Origin of the sequence: Sellimonas caecigallum (assembly GCF_019754295.1) — a bacterium.
GTDB classification, from domain to species: Bacteria; Bacillota; Clostridia; order Lachnospirales; family Lachnospiraceae; genus Sellimonas; species Sellimonas caecigallum.
Map to the genome: position 1 here is coordinate 90,637 of NZ_VIRV01000007.1, position 23,585 is coordinate 114,221.

At 44.9% G+C, this 23,585-nt stretch carries 30 protein-coding genes; 26 read left to right on the forward strand and 4 right to left on the reverse strand.

Features of this window, described 5'->3' with window-relative positions:
• The first annotated feature begins 18 nt into the window (after window positions 1-18).
• The 3 genes from FLB61_RS06625 to FLB61_RS06635 are packed head-to-tail and all read left to right on the forward strand — an operon-like array spanning window position 19 to window position 2,721.
• Entirely contained in the window at window positions 19-1,578 is a 1,560-nt protein-coding gene (locus FLB61_RS06625) for an L-threonylcarbamoyladenylate synthase (protein WP_221919720.1), read from the forward strand.
• Window positions 1,560-2,189: a uracil phosphoribosyltransferase gene (gene upp / locus FLB61_RS06630; RefSeq protein ID WP_087213060.1), complete on the forward strand. Its 630-nt coding sequence runs from the start codon at window positions 1,560-1,562 to the stop codon at window positions 2,187-2,189. Before FLB61_RS06625 ends, upp begins: the two co-directional genes overlap by 19 nt.
• Window positions 2,190-2,232: 43 nt before the next feature.
• A complete protein-coding gene (locus tag FLB61_RS06635; protein WP_087202255.1) occupies window positions 2,233-2,721 on the forward strand; it encodes a deoxycytidylate deaminase in 489 nt (162 codons plus the stop codon).
• Window positions 2,722-2,835: 114 nt separating this feature from the next.
• On the opposite strand, the gene FLB61_RS06640 is transcribed toward FLB61_RS06635, so the two are convergent.
• Complete coding sequence (locus FLB61_RS06640; RefSeq protein ID WP_246599143.1) at window positions 2,836-3,072, reverse strand: YaaL family protein; 237 nt, start codon at window positions 3,070-3,072, stop codon at window positions 2,836-2,838.
• A 125-nt stretch (window positions 3,073-3,197) separates the two neighbouring features.
• On the opposite strand from FLB61_RS06640, the gene FLB61_RS06645 reads away from it, so the two are divergent.
• The 12 genes from FLB61_RS06645 (at window position 3,198) to FLB61_RS06695 (ending at window position 12,690) form a co-directional block, all read left to right on the forward strand.
• Window positions 3,198-3,407, forward strand: a complete 210-nt coding sequence (locus tag FLB61_RS06645; protein ID WP_087202221.1) for a pro-sigmaK processing inhibitor BofA family protein — start codon at window positions 3,198-3,200, stop codon at window positions 3,405-3,407.
• A gap of 169 nt (window positions 3,408-3,576) precedes the next feature.
• On the forward strand, window positions 3,577-4,680 hold the full coding sequence (locus FLB61_RS13020) for a P-loop NTPase family protein (RefSeq protein WP_246599144.1): 1,104 nt from the start codon (window positions 3,577-3,579) through the stop codon (window positions 4,678-4,680).
• Window positions 4,565-5,725: a CpaF family protein gene (locus tag FLB61_RS06650; RefSeq protein ID WP_246599149.1), complete on the forward strand. Its 1,161-nt coding sequence runs from the start codon at window positions 4,565-4,567 to the stop codon at window positions 5,723-5,725. Before FLB61_RS13020 ends, FLB61_RS06650 begins: the two co-directional genes overlap by 116 nt.
• On the forward strand, window positions 5,682-6,440 hold the full coding sequence (locus FLB61_RS06655; RefSeq protein ID WP_087210183.1) for a type II secretion system F family protein: 759 nt from the start codon (window positions 5,682-5,684) through the stop codon (window positions 6,438-6,440). The genes FLB61_RS06650 and FLB61_RS06655 overlap by 44 nt, the downstream gene beginning before the upstream one ends.
• A 5-nt stretch (window positions 6,441-6,445) precedes the next feature.
• Window positions 6,446-7,768: a type II secretion system F family protein gene (locus FLB61_RS06660; RefSeq protein WP_221919721.1), complete on the forward strand. Its 1,323-nt coding sequence runs from the start codon at window positions 6,446-6,448 to the stop codon at window positions 7,766-7,768.
• An 18-nt stretch (window positions 7,769-7,786) separates the two neighbouring features.
• Window positions 7,787-7,987, forward strand: a complete 201-nt coding sequence (locus FLB61_RS06665; protein WP_330620377.1) for a Flp1 family type IVb pilin — start codon at window positions 7,787-7,789, stop codon at window positions 7,985-7,987.
• 16 nt (window positions 7,988-8,003) lie between these two features.
• Window positions 8,004-9,422: a DUF5702 domain-containing protein gene (locus FLB61_RS06670; RefSeq protein ID WP_221919722.1), complete on the forward strand. Its 1,419-nt coding sequence runs from the start codon at window positions 8,004-8,006 to the stop codon at window positions 9,420-9,422.
• Between the two features lie 69 nt (window positions 9,423-9,491).
• Window positions 9,492-10,409, forward strand: a complete 918-nt coding sequence (locus FLB61_RS06675) for a TadE/TadG family type IV pilus assembly protein (protein WP_246599145.1) — start codon at window positions 9,492-9,494, stop codon at window positions 10,407-10,409.
• Window positions 10,394-10,819: a prepilin peptidase gene (locus FLB61_RS06680; protein WP_221919723.1), complete on the forward strand. Its 426-nt coding sequence runs from the start codon at window positions 10,394-10,396 to the stop codon at window positions 10,817-10,819. The genes FLB61_RS06675 and FLB61_RS06680 overlap by 16 nt, the downstream gene beginning before the upstream one ends.
• Window positions 10,813-11,238: a TadE family protein gene (locus tag FLB61_RS06685; protein ID WP_221919724.1), complete on the forward strand. Its 426-nt coding sequence runs from the start codon at window positions 10,813-10,815 to the stop codon at window positions 11,236-11,238. The genes FLB61_RS06680 and FLB61_RS06685 overlap by 7 nt, the downstream gene beginning before the upstream one ends.
• A 14-nt stretch (window positions 11,239-11,252) precedes the next feature.
• A complete protein-coding gene (locus FLB61_RS06690) occupies window positions 11,253-12,014 on the forward strand; it encodes a DUF6382 domain-containing protein (RefSeq protein WP_221919725.1) in 762 nt (253 codons plus the stop codon).
• A 52-nt stretch (window positions 12,015-12,066) separates the two neighbouring features.
• Complete coding sequence (locus FLB61_RS06695) at window positions 12,067-12,690, forward strand: rhomboid family intramembrane serine protease (protein WP_221919726.1); 624 nt, start codon at window positions 12,067-12,069, stop codon at window positions 12,688-12,690.
• Here FLB61_RS06695 and FLB61_RS06700 read toward each other — a convergent pair.
• On the reverse strand, window positions 12,631-13,356 hold the full coding sequence (locus FLB61_RS06700) for a two-component system sensor histidine kinase NtrB (protein WP_221919727.1): 726 nt from the start codon (window positions 13,354-13,356) through the stop codon (window positions 12,631-12,633). The genes FLB61_RS06695 and FLB61_RS06700 overlap by 60 nt on opposite strands.
• Window positions 13,357-13,446: 90 nt before the next feature.
• Here FLB61_RS06700 and FLB61_RS06705 point away from each other — a divergent pair, with 90 nt between their 5' ends.
• Together FLB61_RS06705 and FLB61_RS06710 are read left to right on the forward strand one after the other, a co-directional pair.
• Window positions 13,447-13,857 carry an HIT family protein gene (locus FLB61_RS06705; protein ID WP_087202240.1) on the forward strand — a complete coding sequence of 137 codons (411 nt, stop codon included), beginning with the start codon at window positions 13,447-13,449 and terminating at the stop codon, window positions 13,855-13,857.
• A gap of 39 nt (window positions 13,858-13,896) precedes the next feature.
• The gene (locus FLB61_RS06710; RefSeq protein ID WP_221919728.1) at window positions 13,897-14,433 is read left to right on the forward strand and encodes an RNA polymerase sigma factor; all 537 of its coding nucleotides are present in this window, start codon (window positions 13,897-13,899) and stop codon (window positions 14,431-14,433) included.
• A 58-nt stretch (window positions 14,434-14,491) separates the two neighbouring features.
• Here FLB61_RS06710 and FLB61_RS06715 read toward each other — a convergent pair whose 3' ends face one another.
• Entirely contained in the window at window positions 14,492-15,559 is a 1,068-nt protein-coding gene (locus tag FLB61_RS06715) for an undecaprenyldiphospho-muramoylpentapeptide beta-N-acetylglucosaminyltransferase (RefSeq protein WP_087202244.1), read from the reverse strand.
• Window positions 15,560-15,746: 187 nt separating this feature from the next.
• Here FLB61_RS06715 and FLB61_RS06720 point away from each other — a divergent pair, with 187 nt between their 5' ends.
• The gene (locus tag FLB61_RS06720) at window positions 15,747-16,724 is read left to right on the forward strand and encodes a DUF4367 domain-containing protein (RefSeq protein WP_221919729.1); all 978 of its coding nucleotides are present in this window, start codon (window positions 15,747-15,749) and stop codon (window positions 16,722-16,724) included.
• Window positions 16,725-16,781: 57 nt separating this feature from the next.
• Window positions 16,782-17,228 (forward strand): DUF6147 family protein, encoded by a 447-nt coding sequence (locus FLB61_RS06725; RefSeq protein ID WP_221919730.1) that lies wholly within the window; start codon window positions 16,782-16,784, stop codon window positions 17,226-17,228.
• 382 nt (window positions 17,229-17,610) lie between these two features.
• On the opposite strand, the gene FLB61_RS06730 is transcribed toward FLB61_RS06725, so the two are convergent.
• Window positions 17,611-17,862, reverse strand: coding sequence for a TIGR03905 family TSCPD domain-containing protein (locus FLB61_RS06730; RefSeq protein ID WP_221919731.1), 252 nt, complete (start codon window positions 17,860-17,862; stop codon window positions 17,611-17,613).
• Between the two features lie 316 nt (window positions 17,863-18,178).
• On the opposite strand from FLB61_RS06730, the gene FLB61_RS06735 reads away from it, so the two are divergent.
• The 7 genes from FLB61_RS06735 to atpH all read left to right on the forward strand — a co-directional run bounded on the left by FLB61_RS06735 (window position 18,179) and on the right by atpH (window position 23,582).
• Window positions 18,179-18,871 (forward strand): 5'-methylthioadenosine/adenosylhomocysteine nucleosidase, encoded by a 693-nt coding sequence (locus FLB61_RS06735; RefSeq protein ID WP_221919732.1) that lies wholly within the window; start codon window positions 18,179-18,181, stop codon window positions 18,869-18,871.
• 139 nt (window positions 18,872-19,010) lie between these two features.
• Complete coding sequence (locus FLB61_RS06740) at window positions 19,011-19,883, forward strand: hypothetical protein (RefSeq protein WP_087203423.1); 873 nt, start codon at window positions 19,011-19,013, stop codon at window positions 19,881-19,883.
• 76 nt (window positions 19,884-19,959) lie between these two features.
• Entirely contained in the window at window positions 19,960-21,306 is a 1,347-nt protein-coding gene (locus FLB61_RS06745) for a glucose-6-phosphate isomerase (protein WP_087203424.1), read from the forward strand.
• A gap of 346 nt (window positions 21,307-21,652) precedes the next feature.
• Window positions 21,653-22,318 carry a F0F1 ATP synthase subunit A gene (locus tag FLB61_RS06750; protein WP_221919738.1) on the forward strand — a complete coding sequence of 222 codons (666 nt, stop codon included), beginning with the start codon at window positions 21,653-21,655 and terminating at the stop codon, window positions 22,316-22,318.
• A gap of 33 nt (window positions 22,319-22,351) precedes the next feature.
• Window positions 22,352-22,576 (forward strand): ATP synthase F0 subunit C, encoded by a 225-nt coding sequence (gene atpE / locus FLB61_RS06755; protein WP_087203426.1) that lies wholly within the window; start codon window positions 22,352-22,354, stop codon window positions 22,574-22,576.
• 21 nt (window positions 22,577-22,597) lie between these two features.
• Window positions 22,598-23,098, forward strand: a complete 501-nt coding sequence (atpF, locus tag FLB61_RS06760) for a F0F1 ATP synthase subunit B (RefSeq protein WP_221919733.1) — start codon at window positions 22,598-22,600, stop codon at window positions 23,096-23,098.
• Complete coding sequence (gene atpH, locus FLB61_RS06765; RefSeq protein ID WP_087210145.1) at window positions 23,082-23,582, forward strand: ATP synthase F1 subunit delta; 501 nt, start codon at window positions 23,082-23,084, stop codon at window positions 23,580-23,582. Before atpF ends, atpH begins: the two co-directional genes overlap by 17 nt.
• The last annotated feature ends 3 nt before the right edge of the window (window positions 23,583-23,585 follow it).

The following is a 23,585-nucleotide window of genomic DNA, read 5'->3' on the forward strand; positions in this document are numbered from 1 at the left end:
TATGTTATAATAAAGGTCATGAAAACAAGAATAGAAAAAATCGATAGAACAGCGATCGACAGGACAGTGATAGAAGAAGCGGGAAAAATATTAAAAGAAGGCGGCCTTGTCGCGTTTCCGACAGAAACGGTATATGGGCTTGGTGCAAATGCGCTTGATGAGGAGGCGGCGAAAAAGACATACGCGGCAAAGGGAAGGCCTTCAGACAATCCATTGATTGTTCATATCGCAGAGAAGGAAGCATTGTACGACATTATAGAAGAGATTCCGGAGGACACAGCCAAGATTGCGGATAGGTTTTGGCCGGGTCCTCTTACAATGATTTTCCGAAAGAGTGAGAAAGTACCGTACGGAACGACGGGAGGACTTGACACGGTAGCTGTCCGCATGCCGGATGATGAGATTGCAAGAGAACTTATACGTGCAGGAGGCGGATATGTGTCTGCACCGAGTGCCAATACCTCCGGGCGGCCAAGTCCTACGATGGCTCAGCATGTAGCGGAAGATCTGGATGGAAAAATTGATATGATCCTGGACGGAGGCAGCGTCAATATCGGGGTGGAATCTACCATCCTGGATATGACATCCGTCCCACCTGTGATCTTGCGGCCAGGTGCAGTCACAAAAGAGATGCTGGAGGAAGTTGTCGGGGAAGTAGATATAGACAAGACGATTCTCTCCGATGACAGTACACAGATTCCGAAAGCGCCGGGAATGAAATATCGCCATTATGCACCGAAAGCACAGATGGTTCTGATCGAGGGGGATCCTTTTGACGCTGTGCGTGCCATCAAACAACTTACTTACGATAAGGTTAAATTTGGAAAAAAAGAAAACGGAGAGCCATACAGGATTGGTATCATTGCCACTGCTGAGACAATGAAGGACTATACATACGGCATTGTGAAAAGTATCGGTAGCAGGGAAAACAGAAAGACCATCACAAAAAATCTGTATGGAGTTCTGAGGGAATTCGATGAAGAAAATGTGGACATCATTTACAGTGAAGCTTTTTCGGGAGAAGAAATTGATGCGGCGATTATGAACCGGCTTGCAAAGGCGGCGGGACATAAGATCATACCGGCATCCGAGATTGTAAAACTTCAGCCATACCGGAGAATCATCTTTGTAAGTAAGGATGATAACTGCCGAGGGCCGATGGCGGAGCGGATATTACAGACGGAGGTCCTTTTCCAGGAGTACGATATCGAATCAAGAGGAATCGCAGTGCTCTTTCCGGAACCGCTGAATCCGGCAGCAGAAGAAACGATGCGCAGACACGGGGTCAATACGGAAAACCATGAGGCATTGGCTTTTGATGAGACGGCTATCTCGCCGGAGACACTGATCCTGACAATGGAAAAAGCGCAAAAATGGAAGATCGTCAACGAATATGGGTTCGACAGCAACATATATGCACTGAACGAATATATCAATATGCCGGACGAAGTGGAATCCATGTATGGAAAGTCGCTGGAAGAGTATGAGACGGCATACAACAATCTGGAACAGTACATGAAAATCTTAGCGGACAAGCTGAACAGGGAGGCTAGAGAAATATGGGCGGAATACATGTAATGGATCATCCTCTGCTTCGACATAAGATTGATTACATCAGGAGAAAAGAAGTAGGGACAAAAGAATTTCGGGAAATTATCGAGGAAATTTCCATGCTCATGTGCTACGAAGCGACACGTGAGCTGAAACTAGAAGACGTGGAGATAGAGACACCAATCTGTACAATGCAGGGAAAGGAGCTGGCAGGAAGAAAACTGGCAGTGGTTCCGATCCTGAGAGCAGGACTTGGAATGGTAGAAGGGATCCTCCACATGATCCCGGCAGCCAAAATCGGACACATCGGTCTTTACCGGGATCCTGAGACACTGGAGCCGGTAGAATACTACTGCAAGCTTCCGGCAGACTGCGATAAAAGGGAAGTTTTTGTTGTAGATCCGATGCTTGCAACAGGAGGATCCAGTGCGGCGGCTATCACAATGCTCAAAGAAAAAGGAGTAAAGAATATTCGCTTCCTCTGTGTCATCGCGGCACCGGAAGGTGTGGAAAAGATGAAAAAAGAGCACCCGGATGTGGATATCTATATCGGTGTTTTGGATGAAAAACTGAATGAACATGGGTACATTGTACCGGGCCTGGGAGATGCCGGAGACAGGATATTCGGCACGAAGTAGGGCAGCATAAGAGGAATCCAGGATTGTGAAAGGAAGCGGAAATATGAGCAGCAAAAGAGCGGACTATCTGACATGGGACGAGTATTTTATGGGCATCGCGATGCTCTCAGGGATGCGTTCGAAAGATCCAAGTACCCAGGTAGGGTGCTGTATTGTAAGCCAGGACAACAAGATTCTCTCCATGGGATATAATGGACTTCCAAACGGATGCTCGGATGATGAATATCCATGGGAAAGAGACGGAGAAGACCCTCTGGAGACGAAGTATGTCTATACAGTCCACAGTGAACTGAACGCGATCCTCAACTATGGAGGCGGAAGTCTGAAAGGATCAAAGATTTATGTATCCTTGTTCCCGTGCAACGAGTGTGCAAAAGCGATCATCCAGGCAGGGATCAAGGAAGTGATCTATGAAAGCGATAAATACGAAGATACCGCATCGGTCATTGCATCCAAGAGAATGATGGATTCAGCAGGAGTACGGTATCATAAGTACCGCAGAACAGACAGAGAAATCAAGATCAAATTGTAGACAGGATAAACAGAGAGGACCCACCCACAGAATGTGGAGGAGGGTCCTTTTGCAGTGTAAAAATAAGAGTTTCGGATACCTGGATGAAGAGGCAATCAGATGTCCGGCATACTGTCAGGAGGAAGCGACGAAAAGGTTTTTAGCTTGTTTTAGCAGAAAGCTGTAGCGCTTGCGCGCAGCGTTTCCCTGAAAGATATAGCTGTCGATGAGATCCGGATCGGAAGCGTTTTGGAACAAGTTGTCAGCAGTTTCGATTTCTTCCTTTGTGCGGTCGATTTCCTTTCTCAGTTCAGAGAAGGAGGTTTTTCGGTAGATATCTGATTCCATATGGCGCAACGTTTTTTTCTGCATAAGAACTACCTTCTTTCATCTATTTATGTATAGTATGTACAAAAACAGGAATAAAATACCAGTTTTCCGCAATATATATAAGTGATACCAGATGCCGGCGTCTTAGCAGGGAAGAAAGGAAGGCTATGAAAGAGAGAGGAAGCGGATTTGTGGTTAATTTCATCGTGCGGGTAATCGTGGGGATGGCGGTCATTTTTTTCATCAATCAGTTTTTGGAATCCCAGGGAATGGACAGGACAGTCGGGATCAATCTGGTCTCTTTTTTGACAAGCGGTTTCCTTGGATTACCTGGGGTTGCGCTCCTTTATGGAATTTTGTTGTGGGAAATTTTGTGAGTGTTTCACAAAAAGCGAGGATTTTTAGAAAACAGGTAGACAAACAAAAAAGGCAGGTTTATAATACACATCACAAATAAGAATTCATTTATACATCCGAGAGATCGGATATTCAAAAGAGTGTTGGGAAGCACTCGTCTATTTCTTGCCGAATCGGCGTTTTTATTTCATGAACAGACAAATGATTATATGCGGGGAAGAAGAGCTTTATGTGCTGCGCCTTGCTGATATGATTGCGGAGAGAGGGGAGTTGGATCTGCAGATACAAGTCTGTACTTCTTTTGAACAGGCGGAAGCTCTGGAAGAGATCCATTGTGCCGAAATCATGATCATCGGAGAAGAAATCCCTTATGAAAAAAGAAAAGAAAGCAGAGCTGCAAAGAGATTTGTTCTTGTGGGACAAGAAGGAAGAGAAGTCGGGGAAGAGGAGACTTCTGTTTATAAATATCAGTCTGTAAGCAGGATCTTTTCCAGGATCATGGAAGTATGCCTGGATATGGATAAGGCAGGGATGTTTCAGGTTCCCCACAGAACCGGACAAAGTCTGATCGCAGTATATTCCCCCATCCACCGGATCGGAAAAACAGCTTTTGCAAGAAAACTCGGAAGGGAACTTGGGAAAAAGGGTCCTGTTTTGTATCTCAATATGCAGGAATACCCGGGGACAGCGGAGGAGGACAGGGATCGGCCGACACTTGCAGATCTGATCTATTACTCCAGACAGGAGAGGAATCATCTCGGCCTTCGGATTTCCTCTATGGTGTATCAGCGGGAAGGGATGGATATATTGGCTCCGATCCCGGTAAGCCAGGATCTCAAAGAGGTGGAAGAAGGAGAGTGGGGAATCCTGCTGTCCCAGATCCTCCAGAAAGGTCCGTATCAGTACATTATCCTGGATCTAAGTGAGAGCGTGCACGGACTTTGGGAGATTCTGAAAATGAGCGATACTTGGTATTTGCCGTTTATTCAGGAAGAGGCGGAGGAGAGGAAGATGGATCAGTTTTTTGAAACGCTTGACAAGCTTGGGTATTCCGCACTGGCAGGGAGAGCCAGGATGGTAGAAATGAGGGGAGGTGCAGAAGGATGTGCAAAGAGGGCATTACAGTATGACAAGGTCAGCACACATGGAAAGGCTTCAGGAGCAGATCATGGAGAGGATGGATCTGTCGAGAGAAATCGAGGATGGAGAACTGGTCGAATTGATCTATCAGGTGCTGGAAGAGTACACAAAAGACCGCTATCTTCCTTTGAAGACAAAGATGGAGTTTGGTAAAGATCTTTTTAATTCCTTTCGAAAGCTGGATATCCTGCAGGAACTTCTTGAGGACGACGGGATTACGGAGATCATGATCAATGGCTTGGAAAACATATTTGTGGAGAAGGAGGGACGGATCAGACAGCATGAAAAGAGATTTGCATCAAAGAAAAAGCTGGAAGATATTGCGCAGCAGATTGCCTCCGGCTGCAACAGGACAGTCAATGAAGCGGATCCCATCGTAGATGCAAGGCTGCCGGATGGATCCCGTGTCAATCTTGTACTTCCGCCTGTGGCGTTGAACGGCCCGATCATCACGATCCGAAAGTTTCCCCAGGAAGGGATCACGATGCAGCGGCTTGTGTCCTGGGGAAGTATTACCCAGGAGGCGGCGGAATTTTTAAAGAAGCTTGTGAAGGCAAAGTACAACATGTTTATAAGCGGAGGGACAGGTTCCGGGAAGACGACCTTTCTGAATGCGCTGTCCCAGTTTATACCGGAAGATGAGAGGATCATTACCATAGAAGACAATGCAGAACTGCGGCTGCAGTCGCTCCCCAATCTGGTCAGTCTGGAGGCAAGAAATGCCAATATGGAGGGAGAGGGAGAGATTACTATAAGGGAGCTGATCCGGACCGCGCTCCGGATGCGGCCAGACCGTGTCGTGGTAGGCGAAGTCAGAGGAGCGGAGACGATCGATATGCTGCAGGCCATGAATACAGGGCATGATGGATCCCTTAGCACCGGGCACAGCAACAGTCCGAAAGATATGATCAGCAGACTGGAGACTATGGTGCTGATGGGGATGGAAATCCCTATAGAGGCAGTGCAGCGGCAGATTGCTTCGGGTATTGATATCATCATCCACCTGGGAAGACTGCGGGATAAAAGCAGAAAAGTACTCGAGATCCTTGAGATTACCGGGTATGAAAATGGAGAGATACAGATGCATACGCTCTATGGGTTTGAGGAAACAGGAAAAAAGCACGGAAAGGTAAGGGGATGTCTTGTTAAAAAGGATGAACTTCAGAAAAAGGAAAAATTGCTGGCGGCAGGATTTTAAAAAAAGGGAATATGTAGAAGGTATATTAGAGGCGGCAGGAGTCACAGCGCTGATAGCAGGGCTTTTTTATCAGTCCATCCTGGCAGGAGCAGTGCTTTTTTTTCCGGTCTGCATTCTATATATGCGGATCTGGGAGAAGGAAAAGACACAGAAAAAGAGGCGGGAGTTTGGAAGACAGTTTCTCGATGCGCTGCAGTCTTTGTCGGCAGCTTTGAATGTGGGGTATTCTTTTGAGAATGCAATGGCAGAGGCAAATAAAGAGCTGAAGGTCATTTATCAAAAGGAGGATCGAATCCGAAAAGAGTGGGAATACATGACCCGTCAGATGAAGATCAATGTCAGCCTGGAGCAGATCTTAGAGGAATTTTCAGACCGTGTGGACCAGGAAGATGTAAAGAACTTTGTGACAGTGTTGGCCGCAGTTAGAAAAAGCGGAGGCAGTACGGCAAAAGTGGTGCGACAGACAATGCAGCAGATACAGGAGAAAGAAGAGGTAAGCCGTGAAATCGACACGATGATCGCAGCAAAAAAGATGGAATTTTTGATCATGGCAGCGATTCCTTTTGGGATGATCGCCTATATGTCCTTGAGCTTTCCAGATTTTGTAGAGCGTTTGTATACAGAGTTCGCCGGAAAATGTGTCATGAGCGCATGCCTGCTCTTCTATCTTGCCGCATTCTGGATGGGAATGAGGATCATAAGGATTGAGGTGTAAGGAGAATGGGATATGCGGAACTTTTTGTAACGGTTATGATTTATGGCGTGCTTGGATTTGGATATCTGAAATACCATAGCGAGCAAAAGAAAACAACGCGATCGAAGATCATTCGAAAAAGCCTATGCTTTTTCTTTCTTCTGAATACACTAAGCCTTGTAGTTTTTGTCTTGGCAGAAAAGACAAGCAAAGTAGAAAATGGAGCGATCGAAAGAAATGTTCAGGGAGAAGGGGAAAAGAAAGAGGAGGTGCTTGTCTCGGTCGAGGGAATGTGCGAAGAGATTCCGATAGTAATCAACGTAAGTGAAAAGGGATATACCCAGGAGGAGATGGAAAAAATCCTGGTAAGGGAAGCAGACAAGCTTGGCAGCCGTATTCTTGGGGAAAACAAGTCAAGAAGCCATGTGTCAAAGGATTTGCATCTTCCGTCAGATGCGGAAGGGCTGCCGGTTGCGATCCAGTGGGAACAGGACAGCTATAAGTACATGGAAACAACAGGAGAACTAAAGGAAGACATTCCGGAGAAGGGGCAGAAGGTCCACCTTACAGCAGTTTTGACCTTTCATCAGGGCGGGGAGAGGACGGCACAGAGAACATGGGAAACCGACGTCATGCTCTACCCGCCGGATCTGGAGAATAAAGAGGAGGTACTGGAAGAGCTGAGGAGGAGGATAGAAAAAGAAGATGAAACAGGATTGATGGACGATGCTCTTGTCCTCCCAGAAGAAGTGGATGGGAGAAAGGTAGAGTGGACGACAAAAAAGCAGATCAGCGGTTATCACATCCTCGGCATCGGATCGTTCGCTTTCCTGCTGTTTTTCTGGGCGAGAAGGCAGAAGGAAGAGGAAAAAAGAAAGCAGAGAAAAGATCAGCTGATCAGTGATTACCCGGAGATACTGGAACAATTCTGCCTGCTGATTGGTGCAGGTATGACAGTGAAAGGTGCATGGCTCAAGATTGTCGGAAATTATCAGGAAAGAAAGAAGGAGATGGGGATAAGACCTGCATACGAAGAGATGGAACGGACTTGCTATGAAATGCAGGGAGGGATTTCAGAAAGAGAAGGATATGAGAACTTCGGAAAAAGGTGTCAGATACAGGAATATATGCGACTTGGACTTTTGCTGTCCCAGAATCTGAAAAAAGGAACTCGTGGCCTTACAGAACTTTTGAGTCTGGAGGCGATCCATGCTTTTGAAGAAAGGAAAGCGAGAGCCAGGCGAAAAGGAGAAGAAGCCGGGACGAAACTTTTGGCCCCTATGGTCATGATGCTTGGGATCGTGCTGATCATCGTTGTCGTACCGGCGTTCTGGTCTATGGGAATATGAAAAGGAGGAGAGGATACTATGTTATGGATAAGAATGAAGATGCAGGAAATGTGGCAAAGAGTGGTTCAGTGCCTGAAAGACGAGAGTGGGATCGGTGTGGTGGAAATTATCCTGATACTGGTCGTTCTGATCGGCCTTGTGATCATCTTCAAGTCACAACTTACGAGTCTGGTGCAGACAATTTTTGAAAAGATCACAAGTGAAAGCAGTACGATTTGAGAAAAGGATGAAAGGGTTGGCAAAATGGATTTCAAAGAATGTGGTACGAAGAAAAGAAAAGGGAGAGATTACCGTACTGTTAAGTCTCTTTCTGCTGCTCCTTCTCATATTCGTCATGGCAATCCTGGAGAGCGCCTCTATACAGATTGCCAAAAATATAAGGAGAGCAGACGTGGAGAGAGCGGTAGAATCGGTCTTTGCCGAATATCAAAAAGAACTGCTCCGGGAATACGACATTTTTGCTCTGGACGGGACGTACGAAACGGGCAGCTATGGAGAAGACAAAATCAGAAAACGGCTAGGCATATACGGAGCAGTGGAAGACGAGGCTGAGATCGAGGGAATCCGGTTCTTGAGTGATGAGAATGGAAGAGAATTTCTGATACAGATCAAACACTATATGGAAAACCGCTTCGGGATTGATGCCATAGAAGATATGACACAGAAAGAGGAAGAGATCAAAAGACAGGAGGAAGAAATCAAAAAATATGAGGAAGAGCAGGAAAAGAATGATCAGATGTTGGACGAGCTTTTGGAACAGATGCCGGAAGAAGGCGGAGCAGACGCAGCAGATGGGGAAGAGACGGACAATCCGCTGGAAATTCTTCAGAATCTCAAGAGGAAGGCCATTGCGGAGATGGTACTGCCAAGAGATAAGAAAGTATCCGGAAAAACAGTCCGGGGAATGGATGGAGTGTCTGTGAGAGAAAAAAGGGAAGGAAAAGGCAGCCTCCCGGCTGTCGGGGAAGACAGCACAGGCGAGAGACTGTATCTGTTAACCTATATTTCCGAACACTTTGAGACTTATCTGAAGACAGATGAGGAACGGCCTCTGGAATATGAGACAGAGTACCTCATCGCAGGACAGACCGAAGATATGGAGAATCTTAAGATCGTGCTGGATAAGATCAAAAATATCCGGTTTGTACCGAATTATCTCTATCTGCAAAGCGATGAGGAAAAGAAGGCGGAGGCAAAAGCTCTGGCAGCAGTGATCAGCACTCTGCTTGCCAATCCGGAGCTTATCCCAGTCATACAGCAAGGCCTTCTGGCAGCATGGGCATACGGGGAAAGCATCATGGATCTGAGAGCTTTGGCGGCAGGGAAAAAGGTACCGGCCATAAAGACAAAAGAGACATGGAAGCTCAGTCTTTCCAATCTTTTGAAACTTGGCACTTCCGAAGATGCCGGGACAGATTCGGGGGAAGACGATGGAACTGATTATGAGGATTATCTGAAGATTCTGCTTCTTATGGAAAAGCAGGACACGATCACAATGAGGATGCTGGATCTGATCGAGTGGAATATGCAGATGCGGATGGACTGCCCGTTTTTCCAGGCTGACGCATGCGTCACAAGGATGAAGATACAAAGTAGATGCAGACTGAGATCCGGGGTGTCTTATCACTTTTCAACATACTACGAGTATCGTTGAGAAATGCCCTTCTATCTGCCTGTTCAGACAAAAATACGATGAGGAAAACAAGAGGAAAGGAGGTAAAATATGGTGCCTTTTTATGGCTGTTTCAATAATATGACATTTCTTATGCAGATGTTTATAAATGAATTTCCAAACCAAAAAACAAAAAAGAGAAAGGAGAGAAACTCTGATTCGCATGATAAGATGATATATTCTTCCCAACCACCGGCAGCCTGCAAAGAGGCACCATCTTTTACCTCCTTCCAAAAAGGAAGTATGACGGTGGAGGCGGCATTTGTTCTCCCACTGTTTCTCTTTGCAGTCCTGGCTATGATCTATCTTCTGGAAATCATGGCCATACAGACAAATATACGGGCTGGAATGCAGTATGCCGGGAAACGTTATGCCGAAAATGCCTATCTGACAGCTTTTGCGCATAAGGAAACTTTGGAAAAAGACATCGTGGAGAGTATAGGAGAGAGTCGGATCAACACAAGCGTGATCCGGGGAGGGAGTGCAGGCATTGACTGCAGTGCATCTTATCTGGATCCGATTCGGCAGATCCTTTTTCTGAAAACAAAATACACCATGAAAATCCCGATTCCTGTATTTGGAATTTTTGATATAAAAAGAGAAGAGACGATGCGCATCAAAGGTTGGAATGGGTATACCTCATCTATTCCGACGTCGCCGGAACAGAGAATTGTCTACGTGACAGAGCACGGTACGGTCTACCATCTGGATCAGCATTGTACTTATCTGGATCTTTCTGTCCGTATGGTTTCCCAGGCAGATCTGGAAATACTTCGGAATCAATCAGGCGGAAAATACTACCCCTGTGACAAATGCGGCGGTCAGGCTGGCTGGGGTGTCTATGTGACAGATTACGGCGACAGGTATCATACATCTTTGTCGTGCAGCGGGTTAAAAAGAAAGGTTTATGCAGTTCCGATATCGGAGACAGCAGGGAAAGGAGCGTGTTCAAAGTGTGGAAATTCATAGGGACAGAGGTTTTGTATCTTTTTTTGATGACAGCCGGGACATGGTTTGATATCAGGACAAAACAGGTTCCAAGATGGCTTCTTCTTACGGGGAGCGGCATTGCGGCGGCCTCCAGACTTTGGATACAGTCTGAAGGCCTGTGGATATATGTGTGGGGAAGCCTGCTTGGCGGTGTGTTTCTTCTTCTCAGCAAATGCACGAAAGAATCGCTTGGGTATGCGGACAGCTGGCTGATCTTTAATCTGGGACTATACCTTGGGATCTGGAAACTTTCGGTCATTCTTTGCACTGCATTTCTGGGAGCAGGAATGTGGGCGGCGGTGCTTCTTGTCCGAAAGAAAGGGCGGAAGGAATCGATTCCTTTCATCCCCTTTCTCACGGCAGGTTATCTGGGAGTGATCGGATGGTAAGAAAAAAATATCAAAGAGGAAGTTTCACGGTGGAAGCTGCGATTTTGACATCCATGATCCTTTTTATTTTGTATGGGATCATTCTGATCTTGTTTTACTATCATGACAAAAATATTTTGACTGGAGCAGCATATGAGACAGCCGCTGTGGCTGCAAGAAAAAACAGTATGGAACCACCGTTTCAGGAAGAAGATATAGAAAAACTATTGAAAGAAAGAATTTCCGGGAAAATGATCTTTTTCCGGGGAGCAGAGGTACAATCAGAATGTCAGAACAATTATGTGTGGATTTCAGTACAAGCATCGAGAAATATAATGAGGATCAAGGCAGAAGTAACGTCCGCAGTTACAGAGCCGCAGAAAAAAATCAGGGATATAAGAAAATTGGAGAAGATCCCGCAGAAGAGCGATGGAAAATAGGGTATAAAAGAGATTTGAACACGGCATATTTTGTGGTGGAATCCGGCGCTTTTTATCAGACGGACTATCAGATGAAGATGATCTCAGCCAATGACATACCTGGAATCCTGAAAATAAAGGGAAAGGGAGTCAACGGAAGAAGCAGATACGAGTATGATATACAGGGAAAACATTCTCTGGAATTTATGACAAAAAAAGAGCCGGTCACATACGATATGATCATCGGAATCATCACAGATCTCCTGGACACGATCGAAGAAATGAGGGACTATCTGCTTAGTCCCAATCAGCTTCTGATGGACCCAAGAAGCATCTTTTTCGGTAACGGAAGATACAGCTTCTGTTATTATCCGCCGAACGATAAAGGGATCGCGGAAGGTTTCCATGAGCTTACGGAATTCTTTGTGAGGGAGGCGGATTATCAGGATCGGTCAGGAATCTATATTGCCTATGCGCTTCACAAAATGACGCTTGGGGAAAATTATCAGATACGTCAGGTTATCGAGGAAATCCTTCGAAATCAGGAAGAAGAATGGCAAGATCAAGAGGAAGAGCCGGAGAAAGATGCGGATCCGGAAGAGACTGACGAAGACTGGAATGTGGAAGAATATGTATACGGAGAGACGGAGGATTCTTCACAAGATGACAGTATGTACGACGATTGGGGCCTAGAAGATAAGCCATTTGCGGAAACGGTAAAGGAAAAATTGCAAGGCTGGAAACGGGTAAAAGAATTGCTGTTCGGTAAGAAAAAACTATTGAAAGACCTAAGGTAATGCGATAAACTAAAATAATAGAAACAAATGAAAGACAGCAGTGGGAGTATCTATGGATTACCAGAAAAAGGCAGTATGCACGATAGGCATTGTCCTTATCAATGTGATTGTTTTTTTATATCTATCATTTCAGGGGATGACAGAAAGCGGGAGCTTTATTTTGAAGCATGGCGGTCTGTACATTCCCTATATGCAACAATACGGGAAATACTACCGCTTGGTTACCAGTATGTTTCTTCATTTTGGTTTTGCACATCTGTGCAACAACATGGTCATCCTGTTTTTCACAGGGTGGAATCTGGAATTGGAGATAGGAAAAATCAAATTTCTTTTGATCTATTTTCTTGGAGGAATCGGTGGGAACCTGCTGTCTGCAGCGGAAGAATTATGGACCGGGGAATATGCAGTGTCAGCAGGTGCCTCCGGGGCGATTTTTGCAGTTATCGGCGCACTTTTATATATAGCGATCCGAAATCACGGACACATTGGAAATGTATCCGGAAAAGGAATCATCTTTATGGTATTTTGCAGTCTTTATGCAGGATTTACGAGTACGGGAGTCGGAAACTTTGCTCATATCGGCGGGTTTGTTTCGGGATTCCTGCTGGCTGTGATTTTATATAGGAAGAAAGATAAAAAACACAGTGCCGGATCCTACGGCGGATTCTACAGATAGACGCCCGTGATGGGCAGTGATAATATTCTGCACAACCGGGAGACCAAGTCCGGTGCCGCCGGATTTATAGGTAACGAACGGTGTGAAGGCTGTTTCCAGTACTTCAGAGTTCATACCGCAGCCTGTATCCCGGATTTCCACGACGATACCGCCATCTTTTGCGTCTGCGGATAAAAAGATGGATCCCGGCCCTTCGATAGATTGCTCTGCATTTCGGAGGAGATTTAAAAATGCCTGCCGAAGTTTGGTCTGGTCTCCGGTTATTTCCGGAAGATCTCCAAGGCGAGATGTAAATTCGATCGCGGTGTTCTCCGTGGACGCGGCAAAGGACAGGACAAGCCGCTCCATAAAACTTCGAAAAGAAAACCGTTCCATCGTCATAGCTGAACTGTTGTTATATTGAGAAAGTTCGGCCAGCAGACTTTCGATATAGGAAAGATCCTCACAAAGTGTATTCCAGTGCGCAAAAGATTTTGTCTCCGGGTGCTGTGTCTCGATGAGCTGTAATGTGCTGGAGACAAGCGTGAGAGGATTCCGGATTTCATGGCATATTTTATGGAGTTCAAATTTGTGGGCTTCCAGAAGTTTTTGGAAAAGGGCGGAAGCTTCGTCATTTTGATTGAGAAAATCTTGGAGTTTTTTCATATCATCGGGTGTAAAGGACATAGTACAAAACCACCTTTCTGAATTAGGGATATCCTCAGTTTAGCATTGGTGGAGAAAATATTCAATTCATAACAAAAGGAGTGTAAGAGAATGAAAGATGAAAATTGTATTTTTTGTAAATTAGCTAACGGTGAGATTCCGACGGCAACACTTTATGAGGACGATGATTTCCGCGTAATTCTCGATGCAAGTCCGGCTTCCAAGGGACATGCTTTGATCCTGCCAAAAGAGCATTATCAGGATCTTTATGATCTGGATGATGAGATTGCGGCAAAAGCGCTTGTCCTGGCAAAGAAGATGGTAACTAAAATGACAGAATTACTCGGATGCGATGGCTATAATATCGTGCAGAACAATAAGCCGGCAGCAGGGCAGACTGTTTTTCACTTTCATATTCATCTGATTCCACGATACAACGGCGATAAAGTGGGTCTTGGCTGGAAGATGGGAAAACTTGAGGATGATGAGAAGGAAGAAATCCTGGCAAAAATTCGCGGATAGAAACCTCAGAGCAAAAAGACAGGGTATTAGTAAACTCATATGAACGAAATAAGATTTAACGATATCTATAAAAATTATGTGGATTTAGCTCTGAAGACAGCGGTATATTACTGCAAAGATAAAACGGCGGCAGAAGATATTGTACAGCTGGCATTTGCAAAATTATATGTAAACTACGATGAGATCCGAAATAAAGAGGCGATCGGAGCCTGGCTGATCACAACCATCCGCTATCTTGCGTTCAGCCAGGGGCGCAAAATGAACCGGGAGATTCCAACAGAGGACTGCCAATTGAGAATGCATATGAATGAAAACACGGTAGATGCAGAAGAGGTTATTTTCATGGAAGAGCGTCGGAAACAGACAGAAATATTTACAGAAGACCTTCTCAAAGCAGTTTATGAACATAATCCGAGATGGTACGATGCGGTACTGAAAGCTTATGTGCTGGACATGCCTCAGAAAACGATTGCTGATGAGATGGGTATTCGTCTTGAGGCATTCCAGTCCATTTTGTTCAGAGCCAGAAAATGGATTATAAGAAAATATGAGACCCAATATCGAAAAATAGAATAATCATAAAAAACAGGTGCCGTTTCGACACCTATTTTTTAAATGCAGATATAATCCATTTTTATCTGGAAGACGCCTTTTCGATCAGGTTGATGATGGTTTCGATGGAATTTTGCATATCCGAATTTTTCATGGCGGATATGAAGCGTTCGCGATCTTTGTAAAGACGGTTGATCTCAGAAAGGAGCAGATCGTCTGTAAGTTTTTCTTCTTCGATTACGATACTGAATCCCTGGCGCTCAAACGAGCGGGCATTCAGGATTTGGTCTCCTCGGCTTGCATTGGCTGAGAGAGGGATCAGAATATTTGGCTTATGTAATGCAAGAAGTTCGCAGATGGCGTTTGCACCCGCACGCGAAATCACAATGTCCGTCAAGGCAAACAGATCTTTCAGCTCTTTCTGAATATATTCAAACTGAACGTATCCATCGATTCCTGCGAGGGAAGCGTCCAGTTTACCTTTTCCGCAGAGATGGATGATCTGGAAGTTTTCAAGCAGCTTCGGAAGGATGCTGCGGACAGCCTTGTTTACCGCGGCAGCTCCCAGGCTTCCACCGATGATCAAAATGACAGGCTTATCGCTGGTAAAGCCGCAGAATTTTTTTGCAGCTTCGCGATCTCCGGATAAGAGCTCCTGCCGGATCGGCGAACCGGTCAGAACGGCCTTCTCTTTTGGAAGATGTTCCAATGTCTCCGGGAAATTGCAGCAAATCTTTGTCGCGGAAGACATGGCCAGCTTGTTTGCAAGCCCCGGCGTCATGTCGGATTCGTGGATGATGACAGGAACACGGTTGTGCTTGCCGGCCATCACAACGGGAACACTGACAAAGCCGCCTTTTGAGAAGATGACATCCGGCTTCAGAGTACGGATCAGCTTATTCGCTTCGTGAAAGCCCTTCAACACGCGAAACGGATCTGTAAAATTTTTTACGCTGAAATAACGGCGCAGTTTTCCGGATGAAATTCCGTGATACGGGATCTGAAAAGGTGCGATCAGCTCCTTTTCGATTCCATTATAAGAACCAATATAGTGAATATCATACTGAAGTTCTTTCAGGCGCGGCAGAAGGGCGATGTTTGGAGTGACATGTCCTGCGGTGCCGCCGCCGGTTAAAATGATACGTTTCATAATATGCCTCCAAGAATGTTTTATAATTATTTATATGATGCCAGGGGCAAAATACATTTGCCTCTGGTATGCGCTCCAAGAGGATACGCAGGCAATACCAAAATGGTTGTGACCTTGGTATCATATTAAACACAATTGAATCAAAGGTCAAGTAACAGCAATCAAAACGTAGAAAAAGGGGACAAAAATGAAGAATGACGATATATTTTTAAAAGAACTCGTGACGAGGGAAATGGAAAAAGAAGCAGAAAAAATAAAAAATAAAATCGAAAAAGACGAGAGCCTCGACGATATAGAGGTACCGGACGATTTCGAAGACAGAATTATGGAGAAAGCACAGGAACTTCAGAAGGAAAAGGAAACTTTTGCAAATCTGTCCAAGGCGGATCAGGAAGCATTGATGCTGGGGAGAGAGCTGCAGCTGCGCCGGGAAGAAAAAGAGACAGAAGAATTTGCGGAAGAACTTGTACCGGATTTGGATCATGAGTTGCCCGCAGCCGTCGGAGCAGAAGAGTTTACAGAAACTACGCCCAACACAGAAGCCGGAAGTTCCGATTCAACAAAATCAAAGCGGAAAGTACGCAGATGGAGACGAAAGACGATGGTGGGGCTTGCCGCTGCACTTGTGGCAGCTCTGGGAGTCGGCGTGACCACATTTGGCGATAAAGGGTATGTGACGGATAGAGTGAACCAGTTTTTAGGAGGAAGAAAAAGTACTAATATTGATACAGAAAGAAAAAACAAAGATATTGTGACCTCTGATGAAGAAGAAAAAGTCTTCCAAAAGATTAAGGATGAGTTTGGATTCGATGCTGTGAGGCTGGATTATAAGCCTAAGGAGATGAAAATAGTAGATTCATTGACTGATTCGTCTTATTTATCAGCAGATATTTTTTATGAATACAATGAACAAATTTTAACGTATAGTATTATACCAAACTATCGAGATTTCTCCTACGGATATGATATTGAAGATAAGATAGTGGATGAATATACGAAAACAGTAAATGAGACAGAAATTTACATTACAGAATATCTGATCGAAGAATCAGGGCAGACAGAATATTCGGCAAAATTTGAGTACGGAGATATCGAATATATCCTTACAGGAGTGATCGAAAAAGAGGAATTTGAAAAAATTTTGGAGAATTTGCATTTTTTTTAAAAAAAACCGAAAGATTTTTGAAGTTCGCGCGTCTATATAATATAAGGAGATGAGAGCATGAGAAAAAAAGTAAAAAAGATCATATCTATGTTACTTACAATGACACTGATTTTAGGTATCGGTATCGGCGTGTCTGGGAAAAAGGTTCAGGCGGCAGAGGAGATTCAAGAAGAAATAGGATACACAGATATTCAAACACGAGGAATATATTTGCAGAGTGGCTCTTCGAAAATCAGCAAGGTAGGAAGTGGTAAGATTAATGCAGGCGGACAGACGATAGCGCAAAAAAAGGTTGGTACAGTAAGTATTAATGTCAATATTGAAAGAAAAGTAAATGGGGAATGGGAACAGTATACATCCTGGACGACAACGAAATATAATACCATTTCTGTCCTCAGCCATAAGACACTTACTGTTCCAAAAGGCTACTACTACCGGGTAAAGAGTGTGCACTACGCGAATTCGGATGTCAGCAGTTCAGGTACAAATGGTTTATACGTTTAACAACTATCCCCACTATCTTACTTAGACTTGAAGTTATGATCCTTATTGGATAGCGGGAGAGTTATTGCGGGCACTGTTCCACATACAAGCATACATAAAAAAGTCGGGAGTCTTTTTTGGTATCACATTATCCTTTAATCCTTAAGCAAGCAACCCGGAATTCTGTAATGTAGAAAGCAGAACTTCCTATGTGGAACAGTGGCTGCAATAGCTCTTCCGTTCATTTCTTATCCGGCATTCGCCGGTCGGTTTTCATGATATAGGGAACAATTTGTTTCCTATATCATAGAGTCTCTTTGGGGAAAAGGGGAAGATAGAGGAAAGTAAGAATAGAGAAGAAAACGGCAGGTTTCAGTGGAAAAAGAAACCTGCCGTTTTTTTATTATTGCGCGGATGCAAGACTTGCCTGAATCGCTTTTGCAAGCTGATCCGGGCAGGATGTGTTTTTTATGCCGCATGTAATTCCGGATAGACGCTGGAGAGCTTCCTGAGCATTCATTCCTTCTATAAGGCTTGAGATGCCTTTCAGATTTCCGTTGCATCCGCCGGTAAACTGGACATCGTGGATACAGTTGTTGTCATCAAGTGTAAATTCAATGAGCCTGGAGCATACTCCGGTTGGCCTGTACTGCATATTGATTCCTCCGTTTCTTGTTTCTTCGAGTAGTGTTTGAGTTGGAAGAACTGTATTTTATGGGATTCACGGATTGTTCCGAAAGTCCTGTGTGTTTTGATTTCTTCCGCCAAAAAGTATAGCAGACAGAAGACGGGAAATCCATATTTTTGCGCAGATTCCCATAGCTTTTTCTTATAACATTTATAGTATTTCTTATAGATGGAAAGGCGGAAAATTTTCATTTTGTTCTGGCTTTGCGCGTGACAGCTTGATACAATAAACAGGAAAGAGAAAAGCAAAAAACAAACAGGGAAGAGAAAGGCAGGAGAGAAGCATGTTAGGAATCATTGGTGCAATGGAAGAAGAAGTTGCAGAGTTAAAAAGAAGAATGGAGATAGAGGAAGTAAGTGAAGTGGCGTCCATGTCATTTTACCGTGGAAAACTGGAAGACAAAGAGGTGGTCATCGTAAGAAGTGGAATCGGCAAGGTCAACGCGGCAGTGTGCGCGCAGATCCTGATTGACCGTTTTCATGTGGATACGTTGATCAATACAGGAATCGCAGGCTCTCTGGATGCGCAGATTGATATCGGAGATATGGTCATTTCTACTGATGCGGTAGAGCATGATATGGATGCGTCCGCTTTTGGAGATCCGGTGGGGCAGGTCCCTCAGATGGATACATTTTCCTTTCCGGCGGATGAGAAGCTTATAAAACTTGCAAAAGAGGTCAACGAGAGAATCAATCCGGACATTCATACATGGACCGGGCGTATCGTGAGCGGGGACCAGTTTGTGGCATCCAGCCAGGTAAAGGAGAGGTTGATTGCTCTTTTCGGAGCCAAGTGTACGGAAATGGAAGGTGCAGCGATTGCCCACACTGCTTATCTGAACAAAATTTCGTGCGTCATCATTCGGGCCATTTCGGACAAAGCTGACAACAGTGCGGAGATGGATTATCCGGCTTTCGAAGAGCTCGCAATCCGCCACAGTGTAAGGCTTGTCTGTGCATTGGCGGCTGAGATGTAGGGAGGACAGGCGTGGAAAATCGGCAAAATGTGGCTGATTCTGAGCTTGGGATAAAAAAGATGTAGAACGGTTAGGGAGCCTTTTTCCGTGAATTTCAGTTATACTGAACGTATCAATGAAAACGGAGGAGGCTCTTTTTATGGTAAACGCAGTGTGGGAGTATGGCATTTTATTTTATGTCATCGGAGTAATGTGTATTCTTGGAGTGTTCAGCAAACTGATCGTACAGTTTACACTCCGAAGACTTGTACGGGAAGCAGGCAGGATGGGAAAAAGTCTGCATCCGCTGATGAAACTTGTGAGAGCGAAGTTTGAACACACGTGTATGATAAGTGACAAGGTGCAGAATGTACGGGCTTTTGTGGATAAATATATGTTTGAGTACAAGGTGCTGGGGATAAAGCTCCACAGTTGGCGACAGATCGAGAAAGCATCGGCATGGGCTAGCCTCATTATCGGCGGTATTGGAGCTGCCAGAGGATATTTTGAGAATGCCGGTCTTGAGACCATTGGCCAGTATGCCGTTGCAGGAGCTGCGGGGGCGGTGCTGCTGTTTGCCCTGAGAATGGTCACGGATGAAGGGTATCAGCTGGAAGCAGCGAAAAATTACATGGTTGATTTCCTGGAAAATACATATGCCCGCAGGTATGAAAGGATCAATCAGCGACAGGAGCAGGAGACAGCAGAGGAAAAGAGTGTGGGAGAAGAGCTGCAGGCAGTGAAAGAGGCAGTGGAAGAAGAGCTGCCGAAGGAAGAAATTTTTGCTGATCCGCAGCCTGAGATTGTGCTCGAAGAAACTGTGCAGGAACAGCCGAAAATGAAGTACACAAAAAAGCAGCAGAAGGGACGTCAAAAAGAAGTACAAAAAGAAACACAGAAAGAAGAAGTCGAATCGGAACTGATCAGTCTTATGAAAGAGGAAGAAAAGAAGCAGGAAAAAACAAAGCAGTCGGAGGAAAAAAAGAGAGACGAACAGATGATCAGAGAGATCCTTGCGGAGTTTTTAGCTTGATTAATAGAGTGCCTTTTGCTAGAATGTAACCAGAGAAATCCAGCAGAAACTGGAAAAATAGAAAGGAATGATAACGATGGCAAAGGTAACGTTCGACTATTCAAAAGCAGCTCCGTTCATCAAAGATCATGAAATGGAGTCTATGAAAGACATTGTACTGGCGGCGAAGGACAAGCTGCTGGCACGAACAGGGGCAGGAAATGACTTCCTCGGATGGATCGATCTTCCGGTGGATTATGATAAAGAAGAATTTGCCCGCATTCAGAAAGCGGCAGAGAAGATCCAGGGAGACTCGGATGTCCTTCTCGTAATCGGGATCGGAGGATCTTACCTCGGAGCAAGAGCTGCGATCGAATTTTTAAGACACAGCTTTTACAACATGGTTTCCAAGGAAATCCGCAAAGCACCGGAAATCTATTATGTGGGAAACAGTATCAGCAGTACATACCTGAAAGATTTGATCGATGTGATCGGAGACAGAGATTTCTCTGTAAATATTATTTCCAAATCTGGTACGACGACAGAACCTGCGATCGCATTCCGCATTTTCAAAGAAATGCTGGAAAAGAAATATGGTAAAGAAGAGGCTGCAAAGAGAATCTACGCTACAACAGACAAAGCAAGAGGAGCACTGAAAAACCTGGCTACGGAAGAAGGGTATGAATCCTTCGTAGTTCCGGATGATGTGGGAGGCCGTTTCTCCGTACTGACAGCAGTCGGTCTTCTGCCGATCGCAGCCAGCGGTGCGGACATCACAAAGCTGATGGAAGGCGCTGCATCCGGAAGAAAGGCTGCCATGGAACTTGCATTCGAAGAAAACGATGCTCTCAAATATGCGGCAGTGAGAAATATTCTCCATGCAAAAGGAAAAGCAGTGGAAGTGCTGGCAAACTACGAACCAAGTCTTCACTATGTTTCCGAATGGTGGAAACAGCTCTACGGGGAAAGCGAAGGAAAAGACCAGAAGGGTATCTTCCCGGCATCTGTAGATCTTACGACAGACCTTCATTCTATGGGACAGTTCATCCAGGACGGAAGCCGTATCATGTTTGAGACTGTCATGAACGTGGAGAAATCAAGAGAAGAAGTCATCATCGGAGAGGAACCGGTGGATCTGGACGGACTGAACTATCTTGCAGGACAGACAGTTGACTTTGTAAACAAGAGCGCCATGAACGGTACAGTGCTTGCGCATACAGACGGAAATGTGCCAAACCTGATGATAAACATTCCGGAGCAGAGCGAATTTTATCTCGGAGAACTGTTCTACTTCTTCGAATTTGCCTGTGGTGTAAGCGGATACATTTTGGGCGTCAATCCGTTCAACCAGCCAGGTGTGGAAGCATATAAGAAAAATATGTTTGCACTTCTTGGAAAACCGGGATATGAAAAAGAGCGCGAAGAACTGATGAAGAGATTATAAATCAAAGATATTGATCGAGCGGCAGGGCTGTGCAGGATGCACGGCCCTGTTTTTTTCATAGGAAAATCCTCTCTACTCCTTGCGTAATAAAAAGCCATACGGGCGGGATGCACACGCGCAAAAACGGGATTTTAGGTAGGCTTACCACTTTATTCTGTATAGGAACTTATAAAAAAATATGTAGAAAACCTGACGGATTTTATAGTAAATATTCACAAAAAAATATGCTTTTTTATAGGAAGATTGTGAAAACGAATATTGACTTTTCAAGTACCGAGGAGTAAAGTAAGCTGGAAATGAAAATAAGAGAAAAGGAGGGAGCGAGACGGGTAATTTAGCAGAGAAGCTGACAGAAGAACTGAACTGTAAAGTCGTGTTCACGATACCGGTCGGAAAAGGACTTCCGATCTACGAATCCGTCGTCGTGACATGGATCGTTATGGCAGTTCTCGTATTGCTTTCCATGATTTTAGTGCGGAACCTGAAGGTAGAAAATCCGGGGAAAAAGCAGCTTGCACTTGAGTCCGGGTATTTATTTTTCCGCAATTTCTTTTACAACCTGTTAGGGGAACACGGAGCGCGCTATATTCCTTATATGATCACGGTTATCCTTTACATCGGACTTGCCAATATCATGGGAGTATTCGGTTTTGTCCCGCCAACGAAGGATATGGGCGTGACGATCGCGCTTTCGCTGATGAGTATTTTCCTCATAGAGTACGCAGGAATCAGGCACAAAGGGACGAAAGGGTGGATCAAAGCATTTGCCCAGCCGGTTGCCGTGATGCTGCCCATCAATATTCTGGAGATATTCATCCGGCCATTATCGCTGTGTATGCGGCTTTTTGGAAATGTGCTGGGTTCCTATGTGGTAATGAAGCTGATCGAGATCATTTGTCCGATTTTGCTTCCTATACCGTTCAATCTATATTTTGATTTTTTTGACGGATTCATTCAGGCATATGTGTTTGTATTTTTGACATCACTATTTATCAACGAAGCGGTTGAGTAAACATTATTCGAAACAAGAAGGAGGAAACAAACTATGACATCATTAATCGCAATCGGAGCAGCAATTGCTGTTTTCACAGGTATTGGAGCAGGTATTGGAATCGGACTTGCTACAGGAAAGGCTGCTGAGTCCATCGCAAGACAGCCGGAAGCGGAAGGAAAAATCAGAAGTACACTGCTTTTAGGTTGTGCCCTTGCAGAAGCAACAGCGATCTACGGCTTTGTTATCGGTTTGCTGATCATCATCTTATTAGGCTAACAGAAAGGCAGGTAGAGGCAGATGCTGACATTAAGTCCGATTACGATCATCGGGACGATCATAAATCTGCTTGTTCTGTATTTTTTGCTGCAGCATTTCTTATTTAAGCCGATTCAGAAGATCATGGATAAACGCGAAGAGATCATAAAAGGGCAACTTCAGGATGCCGAGGAGCAGAAAAAGTCCGCCTATCAGCTGAGGACGCAGTATGAACAGGCTCTGTCCCAGGCGAAAGAGGAGTCCGGCCAGATCGTTGAGAGGGCCAGGACAGAAGCGGCGCTCCAGGCAGATGCCATCGTGCAGAATGCAAATACAGAGGCAGTCCAGATCGTCGAGAAGGCAAGAAAGACAGTCGAGCTTGAGCGTGAACAGGCAATGCAGGAGATGAAAGCACAGGTTGCAGACATTGCCCTTGCAGCGGCTTCTAAAATTATGGGAGATAAGAACAGCAGCGAGAAAGATTTGGCACTTTATGACCGATTTTTAGAAGAAGCAGGTGATTCCGATGACACAAACAGCTAGAAATTATGCGAAAGCATTATATGAACTGAACGTGGATGCGGAATCCATAAAAACGACAGAGGATATCCTGGAAGAAGTAAAGGAGCTTCGCGAAAGTCTTGCGAACCCGATCGTTTCTTTCCGGGTAAAAGAAAAGATCATAGATCGCGTGTTCCCGAAGGGAACCGCTAATTTTTTGAAAGTAGTCTGCAGGAATCAGAAGGCCGACATTCTTCTGGATATTTTTGAGGCGTACCATGATGCCGAAAGAAAGGCGAGAGGAGTGCTGAGGGCAAATCTGATCTACGTGACAGCACCGACCAAGGAGCAGGAGGAAAAGATCAAAGCGTTCCTCTGTAAGACATACCACGTGAAAAGTGCAGAGCTTTCCATGAAAGAGGATAAAAGCCTCATCGGAGGATTTATCCTTCAGGCAGAAAACAGGGAATTCGACTGGAGTCTTCGCGGACGTTTCCAGTCTTTATCCCAGGCTTTAAAACATTAATGC

What these genes read in the sequence shown, in the direction of transcription:
- FLB61_RS06715 (WP_087202244.1), bottom strand. Translation starts at nt 15,559, where the DNA reads ATGAAACGTATCATTTTAACCGGCGGCGGCACCGCAGGACATGTCACT.
- FLB61_RS06725 (WP_221919730.1), top strand. Translation starts at nt 16,782, where the DNA reads ATGAGAAAAAAAGTAAAAAAGATCATATCTATGTTACTTACAATGACA.
- FLB61_RS06705 (WP_087202240.1), top strand. Translation starts at nt 13,447, where the DNA reads ATGAAAGATGAAAATTGTATTTTTTGTAAATTAGCTAACGGTGAGATT.
- FLB61_RS06625 (WP_221919720.1), top strand. Translation starts at nt 19, where the DNA reads ATGAAAACAAGAATAGAAAAAATCGATAGAACAGCGATCGACAGGACA.
- atpH (WP_087210145.1), top strand. Translation starts at nt 23,082, where the DNA reads ATGACACAAACAGCTAGAAATTATGCGAAAGCATTATATGAACTGAAC.
- atpF (WP_221919733.1), top strand. Translation starts at nt 22,598, where the DNA reads ATGCTGACATTAAGTCCGATTACGATCATCGGGACGATCATAAATCTG.
- FLB61_RS06675 (WP_246599145.1), top strand. Translation starts at nt 9,492, where the DNA reads ATGGTGCCTTTTTATGGCTGTTTCAATAATATGACATTTCTTATGCAG.
- FLB61_RS06645 (WP_087202221.1), top strand. Translation starts at nt 3,198, where the DNA reads ATGAAAGAGAGAGGAAGCGGATTTGTGGTTAATTTCATCGTGCGGGTA.
- FLB61_RS06710 (WP_221919728.1), top strand. Translation starts at nt 13,897, where the DNA reads ATGAACGAAATAAGATTTAACGATATCTATAAAAATTATGTGGATTTA.
- FLB61_RS06640 (WP_246599143.1), bottom strand. Translation starts at nt 3,072, where the DNA reads ATGCAGAAAAAAACGTTGCGCCATATGGAATCAGATATCTACCGAAAA.
- FLB61_RS06635 (WP_087202255.1), top strand. Translation starts at nt 2,233, where the DNA reads ATGAGCAGCAAAAGAGCGGACTATCTGACATGGGACGAGTATTTTATG.
- FLB61_RS13020 (WP_246599144.1), top strand. Translation starts at nt 3,577, where the DNA reads ATGAACAGACAAATGATTATATGCGGGGAAGAAGAGCTTTATGTGCTG.
- FLB61_RS06720 (WP_221919729.1), top strand. Translation starts at nt 15,747, where the DNA reads ATGAAGAATGACGATATATTTTTAAAAGAACTCGTGACGAGGGAAATG.
- FLB61_RS06695 (WP_221919726.1), top strand. Translation starts at nt 12,067, where the DNA reads ATGGATTACCAGAAAAAGGCAGTATGCACGATAGGCATTGTCCTTATC.
- FLB61_RS06740 (WP_087203423.1), top strand. Translation starts at nt 19,011, where the DNA reads ATGGTAAACGCAGTGTGGGAGTATGGCATTTTATTTTATGTCATCGGA.
- FLB61_RS06700 (WP_221919727.1), bottom strand. Translation starts at nt 13,356, where the DNA reads ATGTCCTTTACACCCGATGATATGAAAAAACTCCAAGATTTTCTCAAT.
- FLB61_RS06650 (WP_246599149.1), top strand. Translation starts at nt 4,565, where the DNA reads ATGGATCTGTCGAGAGAAATCGAGGATGGAGAACTGGTCGAATTGATC.
- FLB61_RS06655 (WP_087210183.1), top strand. Translation starts at nt 5,682, where the DNA reads ATGAACTTCAGAAAAAGGAAAAATTGCTGGCGGCAGGATTTTAAAAAA.
- FLB61_RS06660 (WP_221919721.1), top strand. Translation starts at nt 6,446, where the DNA reads ATGGGATATGCGGAACTTTTTGTAACGGTTATGATTTATGGCGTGCTT.
- atpE (WP_087203426.1), top strand. Translation starts at nt 22,352, where the DNA reads ATGACATCATTAATCGCAATCGGAGCAGCAATTGCTGTTTTCACAGGT.
- FLB61_RS06735 (WP_221919732.1), top strand. Translation starts at nt 18,179, where the DNA reads ATGTTAGGAATCATTGGTGCAATGGAAGAAGAAGTTGCAGAGTTAAAA.
- FLB61_RS06745 (WP_087203424.1), top strand. Translation starts at nt 19,960, where the DNA reads ATGGCAAAGGTAACGTTCGACTATTCAAAAGCAGCTCCGTTCATCAAA.
- FLB61_RS06685 (WP_221919724.1), top strand. Translation starts at nt 10,813, where the DNA reads ATGGTAAGAAAAAAATATCAAAGAGGAAGTTTCACGGTGGAAGCTGCG.
- FLB61_RS06665 (WP_330620377.1), top strand. Translation starts at nt 7,787, where the DNA reads ATGTTATGGATAAGAATGAAGATGCAGGAAATGTGGCAAAGAGTGGTT.
- FLB61_RS06730 (WP_221919731.1), bottom strand. Translation starts at nt 17,862, where the DNA reads ATGCAGTACAGGCCAACCGGAGTATGCTCCAGGCTCATTGAATTTACA.
- upp (WP_087213060.1), top strand. Translation starts at nt 1,560, where the DNA reads ATGGGCGGAATACATGTAATGGATCATCCTCTGCTTCGACATAAGATT.